The organism is Paenibacillus harenae DSM 16969, assembly GCF_000422465.1.
Classification (GTDB): Bacteria; Bacillota; Bacilli; order Paenibacillales; family Paenibacillaceae; genus Pristimantibacillus; species Pristimantibacillus harenae.
Genome location: NZ_KE383843.1, coordinates 801,460 through 818,498 on the forward strand (window position 1 = coordinate 801,460; position 17,039 = coordinate 818,498).

Annotated in this window: 19 protein-coding genes and 1 other annotated feature; of the genes, 5 read left to right on the forward strand and 14 right to left on the reverse strand. The window is 50.9% G+C overall.

The window, feature by feature from the left end; all coding sequences use genetic code 11:
• Positions 1 to 78 precede the first annotated feature (78 nt).
• The 4 genes from H581_RS0123130 to ilvB form a co-directional block, all read right to left on the reverse strand.
• Positions 79 to 1,623 carry a 2-isopropylmalate synthase gene (locus H581_RS0123130; RefSeq protein WP_028612081.1) on the reverse strand — a complete coding sequence of 515 codons (1,545 nt, stop codon included), beginning with the start codon at positions 1,621 to 1,623 and terminating at the stop codon, positions 79 to 81.
• Positions 1,624 to 1,762: 139 nt separating this feature from the next.
• The gene (gene ilvC / locus H581_RS0123135; protein ID WP_028612082.1) at positions 1,763 to 2,755 is read right to left on the reverse strand and encodes a ketol-acid reductoisomerase; all 993 of its coding nucleotides are present in this window, start codon (positions 2,753 to 2,755) and stop codon (positions 1,763 to 1,765) included.
• 129 nt (positions 2,756 to 2,884) lie between these two features.
• Positions 2,885 to 3,370, reverse strand: a complete 486-nt coding sequence (gene ilvN / locus H581_RS0123140) for an acetolactate synthase small subunit (RefSeq protein WP_028612083.1) — start codon at positions 3,368 to 3,370, stop codon at positions 2,885 to 2,887.
• Entirely contained in the window at positions 3,367 to 5,112 is a 1,746-nt protein-coding gene (ilvB, locus tag H581_RS0123145) for a biosynthetic-type acetolactate synthase large subunit (RefSeq protein WP_028612084.1), read from the reverse strand. The genes ilvN and ilvB overlap by 4 nt, the downstream gene beginning before the upstream one ends.
• 571 nt (positions 5,113 to 5,683) lie before the next feature.
• Here ilvB and H581_RS0123150 point away from each other — a divergent pair.
• The gene (locus H581_RS0123150; RefSeq protein WP_028612085.1) at positions 5,684 to 6,130 is read left to right on the forward strand and encodes a GNAT family N-acetyltransferase; all 447 of its coding nucleotides are present in this window, start codon (positions 5,684 to 5,686) and stop codon (positions 6,128 to 6,130) included.
• 20 nt (positions 6,131 to 6,150) lie between these two features.
• Here the strand turns inward: H581_RS0123150 and H581_RS0123155 are convergent, their stop codons facing one another.
• From H581_RS0123155 to H581_RS0123175, 5 genes are all read right to left on the reverse strand, one after another.
• A complete protein-coding gene (locus tag H581_RS0123155; protein WP_028612086.1) occupies positions 6,151 to 6,486 on the reverse strand; it encodes a hypothetical protein in 336 nt (111 codons plus the stop codon).
• Between the two features lie 157 nt (positions 6,487 to 6,643).
• Positions 6,644 to 7,003, reverse strand: a complete 360-nt coding sequence (gene rplT, locus H581_RS0123160; RefSeq protein WP_028612087.1) for a 50S ribosomal protein L20 — start codon at positions 7,001 to 7,003, stop codon at positions 6,644 to 6,646.
• A 48-nt stretch (positions 7,004 to 7,051) separates the two neighbouring features.
• Positions 7,052 to 7,252 (reverse strand): 50S ribosomal protein L35, encoded by a 201-nt coding sequence (gene rpmI, locus H581_RS0123165; RefSeq protein WP_028612088.1) that lies wholly within the window; start codon positions 7,250 to 7,252, stop codon positions 7,052 to 7,054.
• A 35-nt stretch (positions 7,253 to 7,287) separates the two neighbouring features.
• Positions 7,288 to 7,878 carry a translation initiation factor IF-3 gene (gene infC / locus H581_RS0123170; RefSeq protein WP_084134754.1) on the reverse strand — a complete coding sequence of 197 codons (591 nt, stop codon included), beginning with the start codon at positions 7,876 to 7,878 and terminating at the stop codon, positions 7,288 to 7,290.
• Positions 7,843 to 8,000 (reverse strand) — a sequence feature (ribosomal protein L20 leader region). Its footprint overlaps the gene before it by 36 nt.
• A 103-nt stretch (positions 8,001 to 8,103) precedes the next feature.
• On the reverse strand, positions 8,104 to 9,339 hold the full coding sequence (locus H581_RS0123175; RefSeq protein WP_028612090.1) for a glycosyltransferase family 2 protein: 1,236 nt from the start codon (positions 9,337 to 9,339) through the stop codon (positions 8,104 to 8,106).
• Positions 9,340 to 9,924: 585 nt separating this feature from the next.
• On the opposite strand from H581_RS0123175, the gene H581_RS0123180 reads away from it, so the two are divergent.
• A complete protein-coding gene (locus tag H581_RS0123180) occupies positions 9,925 to 10,491 on the forward strand; it encodes a phosphatase PAP2 family protein (RefSeq protein ID WP_028612091.1) in 567 nt (188 codons plus the stop codon).
• On the opposite strand, the gene trmB is transcribed toward H581_RS0123180, so the two are convergent.
• Positions 10,492 to 11,253, reverse strand: a complete 762-nt coding sequence (gene trmB, locus H581_RS0123185) for a tRNA (guanosine(46)-N7)-methyltransferase TrmB (RefSeq protein ID WP_028612092.1) — start codon at positions 11,251 to 11,253, stop codon at positions 10,492 to 10,494.
• A 140-nt stretch (positions 11,254 to 11,393) separates the two neighbouring features.
• Positions 11,394 to 11,600 (reverse strand): hypothetical protein, encoded by a 207-nt coding sequence (locus tag H581_RS0123190; RefSeq protein WP_028612093.1) that lies wholly within the window; start codon positions 11,598 to 11,600, stop codon positions 11,394 to 11,396.
• A 281-nt stretch (positions 11,601 to 11,881) separates the two neighbouring features.
• Between H581_RS0123190 and mnmL the strand changes: the two genes are divergently transcribed.
• The 3 genes from mnmL to H581_RS0123205 all read left to right on the forward strand — a co-directional run bounded on the left by mnmL (position 11,882) and on the right by H581_RS0123205 (position 14,717).
• Positions 11,882 to 12,865: a tRNA modification radical SAM protein MnmL/YtqA gene (gene mnmL, locus H581_RS0123195; protein WP_028612094.1), complete on the forward strand. Its 984-nt coding sequence runs from the start codon at positions 11,882 to 11,884 to the stop codon at positions 12,863 to 12,865.
• Between the two features lie 111 nt (positions 12,866 to 12,976).
• Positions 12,977 to 13,567, forward strand: a complete 591-nt coding sequence (mnmM, locus tag H581_RS0123200) for a tRNA 5-(aminomethyl)-2-thiouridylate-methyltransferase MnmM (protein WP_028612095.1) — start codon at positions 12,977 to 12,979, stop codon at positions 13,565 to 13,567.
• Positions 13,568 to 13,742: 175 nt separating this feature from the next.
• Positions 13,743 to 14,717 carry a type I phosphomannose isomerase catalytic subunit gene (locus tag H581_RS0123205; protein WP_028612096.1) on the forward strand — a complete coding sequence of 325 codons (975 nt, stop codon included), beginning with the start codon at positions 13,743 to 13,745 and terminating at the stop codon, positions 14,715 to 14,717.
• A 619-nt stretch (positions 14,718 to 15,336) separates the two neighbouring features.
• Here H581_RS0123205 and H581_RS0123215 read toward each other — a convergent pair.
• The 3 genes from H581_RS0123215 to H581_RS0123225 are packed head-to-tail and all read right to left on the reverse strand — an operon-like array spanning position 15,337 to position 17,019.
• A complete protein-coding gene (locus H581_RS0123215) occupies positions 15,337 to 15,783 on the reverse strand; it encodes an NUDIX hydrolase (protein WP_028612098.1) in 447 nt (148 codons plus the stop codon).
• 43 nt (positions 15,784 to 15,826) lie between these two features.
• Positions 15,827 to 16,537, reverse strand: coding sequence for a zf-HC2 domain-containing protein (locus H581_RS0123220; RefSeq protein ID WP_028612099.1), 711 nt, complete (start codon positions 16,535 to 16,537; stop codon positions 15,827 to 15,829).
• Complete coding sequence (locus H581_RS0123225) at positions 16,534 to 17,019, reverse strand: RNA polymerase sigma factor (protein WP_028612100.1); 486 nt, start codon at positions 17,017 to 17,019, stop codon at positions 16,534 to 16,536. The genes H581_RS0123220 and H581_RS0123225 overlap by 4 nt, the downstream gene beginning before the upstream one ends.
• Positions 17,020 to 17,039 lie beyond the last annotated feature (20 nt).

Genomic DNA, 17,039 nt, shown 5'->3' on the forward strand with positions numbered 1-17,039 from the left:
GCAAACTTATAAAGTCATAAAAAAAGACAGCAAGCGGGGAGGCAGTGCCTCCGCTTACTGTCTTTTCGGGTAACCGGTTTAAATCAAGCTCATTTTGTCGCGTCTGCTCGGCGTCTTCCGTTTGTCAATCAAACGGTTGAGCGCGTCGATATAGGCGCGGGCGCTTGCTTCGAGGATATCCGTGCTGAGGCCGCGGCCTTGCGCGGATACCTCATCCTGCTTCAGCACGACATGGACCTCGCCCTGCGCGTCCTTGCCCTGCGATACGGATTTGATCGAATAATCCTCAAGCTCTACGCTCTCCTGCGTAACCTTGTCGATCGCGTTGTAGATCGCATCGACGGAACCGTTGCCGATTGCCGCCTCTTGCGCCGTATCGCCATCAGCTTTACGAATGCGTACGGAGGCGCTTGGCGTCGATTGATTGCCGTAGTTCACCTGGATCGCCTCCAGCGTGAACACTTCCGGCGTATCGATCAGCTTCTCCTCGAGCATGGCGCGAATATCCTCGTCGCTGACGGTTTTCTTCCGGTCGGCCAAATCCTTGAATTTGGCAAACGCCTCATTCAGCGCTTCATCGTCAAGCTCATAACCCAGATCGATCAGCTTCTCACGGAACGCATGGCGGCCGGAGTGCTTGCCGAGAACCAGCTTCGATTCCTTCAAGCCGATGACGTCAGGCGAGATGATCTCATAGGTTGTTTTCTCCTTCAGCATGCCGTCCTGATGGATGCCGGATTCATGCGCAAACGCATTCGCTCCGACAATCGCTTTATTGCCCGGTACGACCATGCCTGTCAGCCTGCTGACTAGCCGGCTCGTCTTCGCGATTTCCTTCAGGTTCAGCGTCGTTTGGGCTCCGAAGAAGTCCGGACGGGTCGCAAGCGCCATCGCGATCTCTTCGATCGCCGTATTGCCCGCGCGCTCGCCGATTCCGTTAATCGTGCCTTCCACTTGATCCGCACCGTTCAAGATCGCCGCCAGCGCATTTGCCGTTGCCATACCGAGATCGTCATGACAGTGCGCGCTAAGCTGGATGGTCTCGATGTTCGGGACATTTTCCTTCAGCATCTTGAAGATGTTGCCGAATTCCTGCGGGTTCATATAGCCGACCGTGTCCGGAATATTAACGACCGTAGCGCCCGCTTTGATCGCCATATCCGTTACCTCGCATAAGAAGTCCAGCTCCGTGCGGCCGGCGTCTTCGGGCGAAAATTCGATTTTGTCAAAATATTGCTTCGCGTATCGAATCGCGCGCTCCGCCGTTTCCAGCACCTGCTCTTTCTCCATCCGCAGCTTATGCTTGCGGTGGATCGGGCTTGTCGCAAGGAACAAGTGGATGCACGGATCCTGAGCGCCGGTCAGCGCTTCGCGCACCGCGTCGATATCCTGCTCGCGCGAACGGGACAGACCGATAATCGTCGCGTCCTTCACTGCGCGGGCAACTGCGTTAACCGCCGCCAGGTCGCCGGGCGATGCTGCCGGAAAACCCGCTTCGATGCGGTCCACACCAAGCTTTTCAAGCTGAAGGGCGATCTCTACCTTTTCCTTCGTGTTCAGGTTTACGCCAGGAGATTGCTCTCCGTCACGAAGCGTTGTATCGAAAATATAAATTTTCCGCATTTGTGCCCTGCACCTCCGTGAACAGAATCATCCCGGCACGCGCTGAGACATGAGCCAAGCGTCAATCGCTTTGTCACACGCTCCGGCGAACCGGGATCATATCGTTCTTCTGAAAACGATTTCGTTCTGAGTCTGTTTATTACTTTTTGATCCAGTGCATCAATTCGCGAAGTTGAGCACCCGTTTTTTCGATCGGGTGCGCAGCCTCATTGCGGCGGGTAGCCGTAAGCATGGCACGGTTCGATTGGTTCTCCAAGATGAAATCGCGAGCGAAACGGCCGGATTGGATATCTTCCAGCACGCGCTTCATTTCTTTCTTTGTCTCTTCGGTTACGATACGAGGTCCTGTTACATAGTCGCCATACTCAGCAGTGTTGGAGATAGAATCGCGCATCGACGCCATTCCGCCTTCATACATCATATCAACGATCAGCTTCAGCTCGTGCAAGCATTCAAAGTATGCCATTTCCGGAGCGTAACCAGCTTCAACAAGCGTTTCGAAACCCGCTTTAACGAGTGCGGTCGCGCCGCCGCATAGAACGGCCTGCTCACCGAACAAGTCTGTTTCTGTTTCTTCTTTGAATGAAGTTTCGATAACGCCCGCACGCGTGCAGCCGATACCTTTAGCATATGCAAGGCCAATTGCTTTAGCATTGCCAGTAGCATCTTGCTCGATTGCAATTAGTCCGGGTACACCAAAGCCTTCTTGGTATGTACGGCGAACCATGTGGCCAGGGGATTTCGGAGCTACCAGGAATACGTCTGTATCTTTGTTAGGCACGATTTGACCGTAATGAATGTTGAATCCGTGGGAGAACATCAGAGCCGCACCTTTTTTCAGGTTCGGAGCGATTTCTTCGTTGTATACTTTCGCTTGCGTTTCATCAGGAAGCAAAATTTGAACAACATCGGCCACTTTTGCCGCTTCTGCAACCGTAAGCACTTCGAAGCCGTCTTTTTTAGCTACGTCTGCGGATTTGCCCGGACGAAGACCGATAACGACTTTCAGGCCGCTGTCGCGAAGGTTTTGAGCTTGCGCGTGTCCTTGGCTGCCGTAACCGATAACTGCGATTGTTTTACCTTGAAGCACGCCTTGGTCAGCGTCTTTTTCATAATACATTGTAACTGCCATGATAATAATTGCCTCCTTTTATTTAACCCTTTTGAACGGGTGTTTAAGCAGAGAATGACGCATTAGCAGCGGTTCTCCCCTTAAACTCCCGCTCAAAACGGGATGGTATTCGATTCATTTAATCCAAGACTACTTCACGTTACCGCGGATCAGCGCTGTCACGCCAGTGCGGGAAAGCTCGCGAATGCCGTAAGGCTTCAGAAGCTCGATCATGGCGTCGATTTTCTCCGTGTCGCCGACGACTTGAACCATCAGCGAATGAGTGCCGATGTCGACAACAGCCGCCCGGAACGTCTCGACGACGCCGAGAATTTCCGGACGGGACGCAGGCTCCGCGTTGACTTTGATCAACGCGAGCTCGCGCGCTACCATCGGATTGGCGCTCAGGTCGATAACCTTGATGACGTCGATCAGCTTGTACAGCTGCTTCGTGACCTGCTCCAGCGTATGGTCGTCGCCTGAAGTGACGATGACCATGCGCGATAAGCCGGGCTCCTCGCTTGTTCCTACCGTAATGCTCTCAATATTGAAGCCGCGGCGTCCGAACAAGCCGGATACGCGCTGCAGAACGCCGGGCTGATCGTTGACGATTACTGCGATCGTATGCTTTTTCATTCCGCATCCCCCATGATCATTTGATCGATCGTGCTGCCCTGCGCTACCATCGGATAGACGTTCTCATCTCTGCGAACGACGAATTCGACGACAGCCGGCCCCGGATGACGAAGCGCTTCCTCCCATACGTCGCGAGCATCCTGCTTGTTCGTTGCGCGGAAGCCCTTCACCCCGTACGCTTCGGCAAGCTTCACGAAATCCGGACTGCCCGCCAGGTCGATATGGCTGAAGCGGTTCTCGTGAATAAGCTCCTGCCACTGGCGAACCATGCCCAGAACCTGGTTGTTCAGAATAACCACCTTCACCGGGATGTTATTGATCGCGCAAATCGCGAGCTCCTGCGCGCACATTTGCATACCGCCGTCGCCGTTAATGGATACGACAACGCGATCCGGATTCGCCATTTGGGCGCCGATAGCCGAAGGGAATCCGAAACCCATCGTGCCAAGGCCCCCGGAAGTTACCCATGAGCGCGGTTTATTGAACTTGTAATACTGCGCGGCCCACATCTGGTGCTGGCCTACGTCAGTCGTTACGATAGCGTCGCCATTCGTCGTATCGTGAATCATCTCCACGACCCATTGCGGCTTCAGCTCCACATCCGAATCCTTGTAGCTGAACGGATACTGGGCCTTCGACGCCTGGATATGCGCGCGCCATGCATCGGCTTTATCCGCGCGCTTCGCTTGCTTGTTCGCAAGCTGAAGGACCGTCTTGACGTCGCCTACGATCGGAATGTCCGTAGGAACGTTTTTGCCGATCTCCGCAGGGTCGATATCGATGTGCACGATCTTCGCGAGCGGAGCGAAGCCGGAAAGCTTGCCGGTAACGCGGTCGTCGAATCGTGCGCCGATGTTAATGAGCAGATCAGCGTTTTGAATCGAATTGTTCGCCGTGTACGTCCCGTGCATGCCTGGCATGCCGAGCCACAAATCATTGCCGCTAGGGAAACCGCCAAGGCCAAGCAGCGTAGTCGTAATCGGAATATCGGTTTTCGTTACGAACTCCAACAGTTCTTCGTGAGCGCCGGAATAAACGACGCCGCCGCCGGCTAGGATAAGCGGACGCTCCGCTTCTACAATCGCTTTAATTAATTTGTCGACCTGCAGCTTGTTAGGCGTTACGGTCGGATTATAGCCGCGGATGCTTACTTCGGTTACCGGCTTGAACAATGTCTTCGCCGCGGATACATCCTTTGGTATATCGATCAGCACAGGACCTTTGCGTCCGGTGTTTGCAATATGAAACGCTTCATGAATGATGCGCGGCAGCTCCGCAACGTCACGAACTAAATAGCTGTGTTTCGTGATTGGCATCGTAATCCCCGTAATGTCAGCCTCCTGGAAGGCGTCCGTTCCGATCAGAGTCGACATGACATTGCCCGTAATGACGACGAGCGGCACCGAATCCATAAATGCCGTAGCGATGCCCGTTACCAGATTTGTAGCGCCGGGGCCTGATGTCGCGATACATACGCCAACCTTGCCGCTTGCGCGCGCATAGCCGTCAGCCGCATGGATCGCGCCTTGCTCATGACGGGTAAGCAAGTGATTGAAATCAGGGTTGCCGTGCATGGCGTCGTAGATATACAATACCGCTCCGCCCGGGTATCCGAATACGCAATCCACATCCTCCAGCAATAAGCTGCGAAGCAATATTTCCGATCCGGAAATAACTTCAGGCTTCGAGAGCTTTTCCTTTAATTCCTCTTTTGACTTTAGCAGTGATCCTTGCGTTACCATCAGTCATCCTCCTCTCAAGCGTATAAAAATACAAAAAAACCTTTCGTTCCTCCTGCTTCAAAATAGAAGCAACGAGGGACGAAAGGTTGATCTTCCGTGGTACCACCCAAATTCGTTATACATCTCTCGATGTATAACCTCCACAGGTAAGAACGAGTGCACAGATCGTTCATACCATTGGCACTGTAACGCTTGCCCTGCGATTCCCCCTAATACGCAACGGTTATTGCTTTTCAAGGGAACAGCTCCGAGGTGAGCTCGTAGAAAAGGGATTTTGGCGACAGTTGCAGCTAATCTGTCCGCTCTCTGATCAAAAGAGCCCTTAACACTTCGTCCTCATCATTGCCGATTGTGTATTTACCACATGGTTCATATACCGGTACGTGGTAGATAAGACTTTCTTTATTATATGCCGATAATTCCTGTACGTCAAGAAGCTTAATCCGATGTAACCTGAATTTGTACTCGGCGCACTTCGCCGCCGCGGCACATATACTAGTCTAGCCCCGGAAAGGGTAACTCATGCAGCGTTTCCTTCAAAAAAACGCGCAGCCGAAACGGAATGATGTTCATGATTCGATTATACGACCCAAGACGGGATCAAGCCGAGCTAGTTCGTCTAATAAGGACCGAGCTGATCCCGCTGTCTCATACCGTTCATCAGCTCGATGCCCAGACGATTCGCGAGCTGCCTAAACGATTCAGAAGCGGTATTACTTATGTAGGCTGTCTATCCGCAAAAAGCCCACCCGTCGCCTTTATTCATTTTGAAGTCATGGGAGAGGCGCTTTATCTCGATATGATGGTCACGCATCCCGATCACCGGAACCGGGGCTTCGGAAAGAACCTGATGGCTTACAGCGAAGCATACGGCAAAGCGCAGCTCTGCAGAATCGCCCGGTTGTTCGTGGATCAAAAAAATACCAAAGCTCATCTCCTCTATACTAAGCTTGGCTATGAAACCGTCCGTTATCACCCGGAGCTTCGCTGCTTTGAGCTGCTTAAGCCGTTAAATTGACTGGTATGACCTAACCGTCATTAATAAAACCCTTTGCCGTAGCCGCCGTAGGGTTCTACGCAACCGCACTGGTTGTAGCCGCCGCCGAAGCCGCCGCCGTATCCCCCGCCGAAGCCGCCGCCATAACCGCCGCCCCACAACGGAAGCGTACCGATAGCCAGTAGATCGAATAAAACGAGAGGCAAAATCGCTTTTGTCCGCACAACCCTGCCTTTATCCTTTTTGAGCGGAGCCACAATAAGTTTATTTTGGTGAATCCGTACCAGCTTGCCGGTTACGACCGATCCGTCCCCGCGTACTGCATAAATGGATTTGCCGATCAGTTTCCTTACCTGCTGCTTGGAAACCTTACGCATGCAAAATCCCTCCTTTCCTGTTGTTCTTCAACATATTCAGAAAGGAGGTCTATCGATTGTATATTTGTCCGATGTCTTCTCGAAATGTGCGCAAAAAAAAAAAGACTGCCCCGCAATCTTCGAAAAGATGCGCGGACAGCCCTTATTTTCATAACGCCTAGGCGTTAATTTTTGCTTTAGCAACGCCTGCTAGCGAGTTGAACGAAGTGATATCGTTAACTGCCAGATCAGCAAGGATCTTGCGGTTAACTTCTACGCCCGCAAGCTTCAAGCCGTGCATGAATTTGTTGTACGAAAGGCCGTTAACGCGGGCAGCCGCGTTGATACGAACGATCCACAGTCTGCGGATGTCGCGTTTTTTGTTGCGACGGTCGCGGTAAGCGTACATTAAGGAATGGCCAACCTGCTCCTTTGCGGATTTAAACAGACGATGTTTCGAACCGAAATAACCTTTAGCCAGCTTTAGAATTTTTTTGCGACGACGAGTGCGGACAAATCCGCCTTTAACTCTTGCCATGAGTGGAAACCTCCTGTAGGTTGAATTTGCTTTATTTGATCAAACCGATTATTTCAAGTTAGCAAGGCCTTGCTTCAAGCGGCTAACGTCACCGGGAGCCATAAGCGGCTGGCCTGCAAGTACGCGTTTTTGACGGCCGGATTTGTGCGAAAGCAAGTGGTTACGGTAAGCTTTGTAACGTTTTACTTTACCTGTTCCGGTAATTTTGAAGCGGTCTTTCAGACTGCTATGAGTTTTCATCTTAGGCATATCAGTTTATCCTCCTTAATAGTCGTGGTCAGCTGCTAGCTGGTTGTTTTGGGTGCCAAAATCATAATCATGCTCCGGCCTTCCAGCTTGGGAGCGCGTTCTACGCTGCATATTTCGGCAACCTCTTTCGCAAGCCGATCCAGAATCTTCTGTCCGATCGATGCATGCGTGATTTCACGGCCGCGGAATCGGACGGAAGCCTTCACTTTATCGCCTTCATTCAAGAACTTCACGACGTTGCGAAATTTCACTTGGTAATCGTGCTCCTCGATGTTAGCGCGAAACCAGACTTCCTTCAGATCAACGATCTTCTGGTTTTTGCGGGCTTCCTTGTCTTTCTTCTGCTGCTCGTAACGGAACTTTCCGTAGTCCATGATGCGGCAAACCGGCGGCTTGGCCGTCGGAGCGACGTTCACCAGATCCAGATTAAGCTCAATTGCAAGCTGCAGGGCGTCGCGAATTGACTTGATCCCGATTTGTTCACCGTCTGCGCCGACCAGGCGTACTTCTCTGGCCCGGATTTCATCATTGATTTGATGTTCTCTGCTAATAACGTGCCACCTCCAAAATTGGTCTGTTTCATGTCTTACACAATAAAAAAAATGCGGGTTCGCTCGAACCCGCATCTCATAACCGTACATTTATGCCAGTACATTATTTCAGTGGAAACAATGGAATGACCAATCGATTATCGCGAACCAGCCAGCCAGAGCCGAAAGGTGAGAAGCGGGCGCTTCTGCTTGTGCGTCATGAATTATTAGTTAAAATGTTACCGTGTTACTATACCATAGCCTTCAAAGCGGTGTCAACAGCTCATATGAAAGTTCTTCGAGAGCGGTGACGGTTCAGCGCTACTTCCCTTGTACTTCCTCAATCCGGACGACGCGGGTATGCTGCGTATGGCTCCATGTTTTATTGTTCTGAGTGAAGAACGCATAGAACGTAATCGGCCACCACGAAATCAGGAAAATCGGCAAGGTGAGAAGTTGCGCGTACATCTTCCACGATTTCACGCCTTCAAGCCGCATGGCCACCGGAAACTGCAGAATTGTGGCAGAAGCCGCGATCACGAGGATCCACCATGGCATGTAGCTGTATAGAGAGTTCAATACGTTAGGCGACGGCACTGCGATATCGATCCACATGAACAACGTCAGCAAGAACCCTAATAAAGTATTATATACGGAGATGGTGTATATGGCGGAATCAAACTTAACGAAGTTCCGTTCCTTAATGCTTGCCCACAGCAGCGGAATAAAATAGTTCCGGGCGACGTTAAAATGTCCCTGCATCCACCGCAGACGCTGCCTTGCAGATGCTTTAAACGAAACCGGCTTCTCATCGTAAACCTTTGCGTCATAATTAAGAATCGGATAGATTCCCCGCTGCACGCAGCGCATGGAGAATTCCAAATCCTCAACCAGACTCGTTGCTCCCCAGCCCATTTCCTTAAGCAAGGCAGAATCAAAGCACATCCCGGTTCCGCCGAGGAAATTACTCATTTTCAAATTCGTTCTCGACAGCTGCCACAGACGGTTGCAGTACCAGTAGGTAATGCCGTATGCGGCCGTAACCCAAGAGTCGGCCGGATTCTTCGTGTCCAAGTAGCCTTGGATCACCTGATGGCCTTCGCACAAATCGTCGTTCATGAGCTGCAAGAAGTCCGGGTTTACCAGATTGTCCGCATCAAACATCACGATAGCGTCATATTGGCGAGGCATGCTCCAGAGCTCTTTGAGCATCCATTCAATTGCATATCCTTTTCCGCGTAAAAGAAGATTGGTACGTTCACAAGCTTGAACGCCAAGGCTTCTGCTTATATCTGCCGTTTTATCCGTGCAATTGTCGCATATGACGAAAATATCGAACAGTTCTTCCGGATAATCCATTTTTTTCAAATTTTCAATTAGCGCTCCTACAACCTGCTCTTCGTTGTGGGCGGCTACCAGTACGGCAAACGTTTTTTGAGGCGCATGCCGCTTCCTGCTTTTATTTTTGAACAAACCGAAAATCGAAAGCCCGAACTGATACACGGCGATGATCGCCATCACAGCCTGAAATGCAATGAAAATAACATTCAAAACCATAGGTACTGCCCCCTTGAGACCCCATTTTTTTGCTTGCTTCAACACATCCGCTGCGGGAGGCCGACAAGCTTTTTATTATATATTTTCTCTTTTTGTATGGGCGTGCTTTGTAAACGCCTCGTGACCATTACTGATTCTCCACAGAAACAACGTCTTTGTCAAAAGCAATATACGGCGCGATTACGCTTAATCCCGCCGGAAAAGCGCTTGCATATCGGGTGAATGATCACATTCCCTCCTTTTACGGCAACTCAGCCTTATTTTCAACCGTTTTCTAAATTTTTAGCACTAACGTCCTTATTTACGAAAAAAGGTTTGTAAATGTTTCTGAGAAGTTTTTTAGAATCCCGGGCAGGAAAACGAGCAGATACCGCCTGTCCGACAGACTTCGCCGATTCGACACTTTTTTCACAAATCTAACCGTATCAGTTTTACCATTAGATGCACCTTATTAAACCGAAATCATCATCATATTTAAATGAAACTTTAATATCGGTACAAGAAATAGTTTACGCCGGCGAAACAAAAACATGTTAAACTTGATGAACAGATGCAAGAAGTAAGCCACTTGGGGGGATAACAACGATGGAAAGAATGATAGGCTGGCTGAAAACGAATGAGCAGAGAATGCTGATTTGGGCTAATCGCAGACCATCGGGGGGAAAACGCCACAAGTTTCTCGAACGTTGGTTCAGCACGATTACGCATATGGGCGGCGCAACCTTTACGCTTGCTACCGCCCTCCTTTACGCGCTGCTGGCGCCTGCTCCTTGGAGCATAACCGGGTGGCAATGTCTGACCGCGGTCATCATCAGCCATATACCCGTTGCCGTCGTCAAAAGAAAATTCAAAAGGCTGCGCCCATACCAAGCGCTGCCCGATGTCAATACATGTCTAAAGCCGCTGGTCGACTCCTCGTTCCCGTCGGGCCATACAACGGCCATCTTCGCCTGGCTTGTTCCGATCCTGCTGACGAGCGGCATTTGGCTGACGGTCTTAATACCCGCAGCGCTTGTCGTCGGCGTATCGGTCGGCTGGTCGAGAATGTACCTCGGCTTGCATTACCCATCCGACGTCGCGGCAGGAGCGCTCATCGGCACGGCGACCGCATTCGCGGTCAACTACTACTGGGTTGCCTCGGCAGCCGGTTAATTAGTTGTCGTCCGATTCGTCCGCAGCGGCTTCAAGCGCTTCGGCTTCCTCTATTAACGACTTCTCATGCTTCGCATCGCGATGCTTCTGCAGCGCCTCGGAGCCGATAACCACCTCGCAGCGGTAGATGTTCTGTCCTTTTTCCATAAACTTCATTTCATATTCCGTAAACACAAGGTCCTCCCGGGGACCTTCTTTGTGCAGGTGCAGGGAAATATTGCGCATAACCAGTTCCATCTCCGCGAAGCTGTTAAGCGAAAATTCGAATAAGGACTGTGAGTCGGTCTTAAAATGAATTTCGCCGCGATCGTTCAGCAGCTCGATATATTTGGCGACAAAGCGGGGATGCGTCAACCGCCGGCGGGCATGCTTGCTCTTCGGCCACGGATCGCTGAAATTAAGATGCACGCGCTCAATCTCGCCCGGCGCGAACATATTCTCGATTCCTTCGATATTCGCGCGCAGCAGCGCAAGATTCGGAGGGCTTGCTTCGCCCTTCTGCTCCCAGACGATACGCGCCTTCTCGCTTGCGCGGCGAATCAGCTCGTCGTACATGTCGACGCCGATAAAATTAATATGCGGATACCGGGCGCTCATTTGGCTGATGAACCGGCCCTTTCCCATGCCCAGCTCCACGTAAATCGGCTGATCGTTTCCAAAAAACTCGCGCCATTTTCCCTTATGCGGGGCCGCGTCAAGCACAACAAGCTCCGGTTGTGCCTCCAGGCTTTCCCGGATGCCTTTTCTACCTCTCAAACGCATATGCAGTAATTCCTCCAATTATCAAACTAGTCCTTATTGTGCCCAAGAATGGAGGCAAAGTAAAGGGATAGACGCAAAAAAAGCCGCGGCCTCTCGGCCATGCGGCTTTCATGTCATATCAGTATACGGCTGCGGACTGATCAGGAAAGCATTTGATACGAAATCGGGCCCTCGTCGCGCACCTCGCGCTCGTATGTCTCGACCAGCACTTCGTTCAGCTTCTTGCGGGCGGAAATCTCAATGCCGTGATTATTATGGAAACGGACTCCCGTCAATGCCATTAATTCTTTAACCGTCAGCTCAACCGTTACCTTGTCGTCACCGTGCGGAATTTTTGTTGTTGTCATCTCACATCACCTCATCGATTTTTTATAACAGTATTTCCAACTAATCGACGTTTCATTTATCCGGGTGCAAATGGGCTGTGTTAGGTTTTTTTATTGTTTTGTCGCACTTTTAATATAACACTTCATGTTAGGTTACGCAAGCCTAAATTTTCGATTCCAAACATTTCTTCCAAATAAAGCGGTTTCCGAACATTCCGGGCCGTGCCGAACAACAACAATGGCTTTTCAAACCGTTTTTCGTTAAAATATAGGGTGTATGTCTTGAAAGAAGGAGAAAAACGATGATTGATCTACAAACATCGTCGCAGCAGCCGCGGCTCTGGGGCGATAAAAGATTTCATACATGGAATTACGAGATGCGCGAGCAGTTCGGCGGCAAAGTATTCAAGGTCATGCTGGACGCCGGCTTTACCTGCCCGAACCGAGACGGCTCCATTGCCAAGGGCGGCTGTACCTTCTGCAGCGCCCGGGGATCAGGGGACTTCGCCGGGAGCAGGCGCGACGATCTCGTCACGCAGTTCAACAATATACGCGACCGGCAGCATCAGAAATGGCCTGACGCGCAATATATCGGCTATTTCCAGGCTTATACGAATACGTATGCTCCGGTCGAGGAGCTTCGCGAATACTATGAGGTTATTTTGCAGCAGCCCGGCGTCGTCGGCCTATCGATCGCGACTCGTCCCGATTGCTTGCCCGACGATGTCGTCGATTATTTGGCGGAGCTGAACGAACGGACGTACCTGTGGGTGGAGATGGGGCTGCAGACGGTGCATGAGTCCACATCCGGGCTTATTAACCGGGCTCATGATACGGCGTGTTACCTCGATGCGGTCCGCAGGCTGAGAGAAAGGGGCATCCGCGTATGCGCGCATATCATCTACGGCCTTCCGCAGGAAACGCACGAGATGATGCTGGACACTGGCCGGGCCGTGGCGCAAATGGATGTGCAGGGGATCAAAATCCATCTCCTCCACCTCATGCGCAAGACGCCGATGGTCCGCCAATATGAGGCAGGCTTGCTCCGTTTTCTCGAGCAGGACGAATACGTGAAGCTGATCGTCGATACGCTGGAGTTTCTTCCTCCGGAGATGATCGTTCACCGTCTGACGGGAGACGCGCCGCGCGATTTGCTGATTGGACCGATGTGGAGCCTTAAGAAGTGGGAAGTGCTCAATGCCTTCGATGACGAGCTTCGCCGCCGCAATACGTGGCAGGGCAAGCTTTGGCGGCCGGAGGTGCAGCATGGCGCTCAGCGGATCTAATGAAGCGCTCGGGTACTATGAGGCTTCTGAGGCTTTAAAAGCTACCGGTACGCCTGCTGTGTGCCATGCACCTGTAGCGGCGGGAAAACATTCAGCCGGCGGAGGTGCGGTATGGGCTTTCTCTCCGTGCTGGGCATAGCGCACAAATGGATTGCCGAGCGGACCTCGCCAGGCGATATTGTCATCGACGCGACGGCAGGCGGCGGCGTCGATACTCTGGCGCTTGCCAAGCTTGTCGGACCGAAAGGCAAGGTATATGCCTTCGATATCCAGCAGGAGGCGCTTGACCGGACAAGCGCTCGCTTCGCCGCTTACGCAGATGCCGCGGCGCTTCCCGAGGTGAAGCTTCTGCTTCAAAGCCACAGCGGCATGGCCGATGCGGTCGAACAAGATGCGATCGGACGCACGGCCGCAGTCATGTTCAACCTGGGCTACTTGCCGGGCGGCGGCGATCTGTCCGTCATCACCGAACCTGCTTCCACAATCGCCGCGTTGAATGCGGCTGTAACCTTGCTCCGCCCGGGCGGGATCGTCACCTGCGTGCTGTATCCCGGCCACCCTGGAGGCGCGGAAGAAGCGGCTGCCGTCGAGGCCTGGGCCGCAAATCTGCCGCAGACGCTGGCGCAAGCGGTTATTTACCGCCAGCCGCAGCGGCCAACCGCTCCGTATTTGGTCGCGGCGGAGAAGCGGCAACGGCCGTGACGCCGAAGAAGCGGCTGTCGCGTCTAATTCTGAGGATTCTAATCCCGACAGGCCGCAAGACCATTTAACTGCAGGTAACACGAGTGCTCCGATAGATCCATTCAATTCTAATTTTATAATCTATCGGAGCACCAAACATTATACATAGAAACGAATAGATGGGAGAGAAATGATGATGACTGTAAAACCTTATCCGCTGCAATTCAAACCGGAAATGAAAGAACGTATTTGGGGAGGCCGCGCGCTGGAGGGCTTCGGCCTGGAGCTGCCGAAGGGCTCGATCGGCGAAGGCTGGATGATCGGCGATCATCCGAACGGCACGACGAAGGTCATGAACGGCGAGCTTGCCGGAACAGGCCTTGATGAGATCCGCGAAGCTTACGGCCGCGAATGGTTCGGCACGAAAGGCTTTTCCGAGAAAAACGGACGATTCCCGCTGCTCATCAAGCTGCTGGACTGCAATGACGACCTTTCCGTTCAGGTCCATCCAACCGACGCCTACGAGGGTCTCCCGGCCGGCGAGCTTGGCAAGACGGAAATGTGGTACATTCTCGATGCGAAGCCCGGCGCCAAAATCATTTACGGTCTGAAGGACGGCGTCGACCGCGCGGCGATGGAAGCCGCGATTGCCGAAGGCCGCATTATGGATACGCTGCAGGAAGTGTCCGTGGGAGCCGGCGACGCCTTCTATATTCCGGCAGGAACGGTTCACGCGCTATGCTCTGGCGTAGTCGTTGCCGAAATTCAACAAAATTCCGATACGACCTACCGGCTGTATGACTACGACCGCCCGGGACTTGACGGCAAGCTGCGCGAGCTTCATATCGGGGATTCGCTTAATGTTATCGCTTATACGGGAGCGGGCGCCCAGCGCATGAAGACCGATAACGCGGTTGCAGGAGAATGGCTGAACATTGCTTCCTCCCCTTACTTTATCGTGGAGAAAGGGATTGTATCCGCTCCTTGGCCGCTCGTCACATCGCGAGAAAGCTTCGTTATTCTTGTTGTAGCCGAAGGCGAAGGCCGCTTGAAATGGGCTGACGGCGAGCAGCCGGTCAAAGCCGGCGAATGCTTCCTTCTTCCCGCTACGCTCGGCAGCTATGAGCTGTCCGGCAGCATGACCGTTCTCCGCAGCGTTGTTCCGGCTTAAGCGGATGCCGGATCGCGGTAACTGACATACATGAGTAACATCTTACGCCGCCCGCTCGCGGCGAAATCAAAGGGGGTGTCCCATCAGGTCTTGAAGACCCTATGGGGCACCCTTTCTTACAAGATTGGCTTGATGCGAATACGGCTCAATCCAATCCCATATATCGTAATAATAGAATCATCCACGATAGCGATAGAAGCTCATAACAAAATATTTTCACTGTTATATTGGAAACTATCCACGATAGAATCTCATCAATCGAATATTTCACCGTTATTGTGGATTCCATCCAACAATATCGCAGCCGACTACGCCGATTTTACTCATTAATCCGCTTTTTAATGCAATAATACAGGATAGCATCCAATTTGCATGATTTCGGTCAAAGTTGCTGGATGAAATACAGGATAAAGACCAAGTGCCGGAAGCTGAAGCCTGAAGTAGTCTATTTTAAAGCCTATTTCGTTACAAAAGGGTTAGGATGGCTGGCAGACATTTTCCGAACCGCCGGTCTTGTTCAGCTTCAATTTATTATCGACGAGCTCGTCGGCGACTGTTCCAATCGCACATGAACGAATCCGTTTATTGTCGGGGGAAACGTAAATTAAAGCTGCAGCTATCAGCTCAGCAGGTATTGCTTAATTATCGGCAAGTCCGGCGGAGAGATTGCAAGGGGGATTTCATTTAATTCGAAGAATCGCAGTTCTATCCCTTCATTCCTATCATGGACTAAAGTCCCGCCGTAATCGTTGCACGTATAGGCGGTCACAACATTATATACTTCATCCCCATGCGGATATTTGTAATAGAAATCGTTGCCGGAGAACACATCAAATAAATTCAATGAGTTGGCGGTCAGACCCGTCTCTTCAAACAGTTCCCGTTTGGCTACCTCCTGCAAGCTCTCTCCCGGCTCTAATGAACCGCCAGGCAGCCCCCATAATCCATTGTCGGATCTGAGTTGCAATAATAATCGATTCTTACCGTCCGTTAACAGCACACATGCGCCTGCCATAACGATGGGGCGTGTTCCGACTAACGCTCTTAAATCCATCATGTAGCCCAGAAATATCACTCCTCTTCAGCTTAAAATCCTTACATGTACTCTATTAGTCCTTGTCCAAGTTTACAAACTGAGCTTCAATAGCATCGCTTGCAGCCGGCAATACCATCCCTTTTTTCCATATTAGTATATGATCTTCAGGTGACCCATAATAAACGGCTTGAATTTCCACATCTTTGCCCTTCGCTTTTTGATTGGCATTTACCTGCTCGAGATCGACGAATTCATAACTATTGGCAAGTCCGATATCCGCGAACTTCTTGGATTTAATAACGGGACGGACAGGCGTCATATAAAAATTTCCATCGTTGTCCAACTTGAAATTCACTTGGTTTACATTGTAACCGTCGGTCATTTTAACATGGTAAGCGATTCTTCCACCTTTCAGTCGGCTTACCTCCGTTATCTGAATAACATCTGCAGGTACCTTTGTAATATTCCATTGGGTTAACCCGATATAACCTAGAGATAATACAGCGCAACTTATAGTGGCTAAAATGAGGCCTTTGATAAACGCCGCTGCTTTGGAACGGTTCCAAAATGTCTTAATGCTTTTCAGCGCTTCTCCCTCCAGCTTATTTTTTTCAATGGTTTCCGGCGACAAACCGATGTTGATACGCATCTTATCCAGTATCCTTTTACAATCCGTACAAGATTCAATATGCTCTTCTACCGTTTTTTGAGTGGCCCTGCTGCATACGTCATCGTAATAAAGCGGCAGCAGGTCTTTAATGACATCGCATGGGATTTTGTTCATTGAACTTCCTCCTTTAATAAAACTTGTATTTTGTGCCTCGCTCGATGGAACGTCACCCTTGCCCAGCTTTCCGTCTTCCCAAAAACTTGGCTGATGTGATCAAAAGATAGCTCTCCAAACACCCTAAGCGTGAATACTTCCTTATAGGGCTCGTCCAAACCATGCAATACCTTATGGATCCGCAATGTTTCCGCTTTGTCGACAAATTTTTTCTCAATATCTAATCCGTCAGCTCTTTCATGATAAACGTTCGGTTTGAATCGTTTCTGCTTGTCTACATAAGTATAAAAGGTATTTTTTGCAATTTGACATAACCAGACGTTAATTTTACATGTACCTTTAAATTGATCTATATTTTTTAGCGCTTTAAAAAAAGTTTCCTGCGTCAACTCCTCCGCAATCTGCTCGCTTCGGCTTAACGACAAAACAAATAAATATACGTCTTGAAAATACTGATCGTAGATCTTTTCCAAATCAGCCACTAATTCACCACCTTACATTA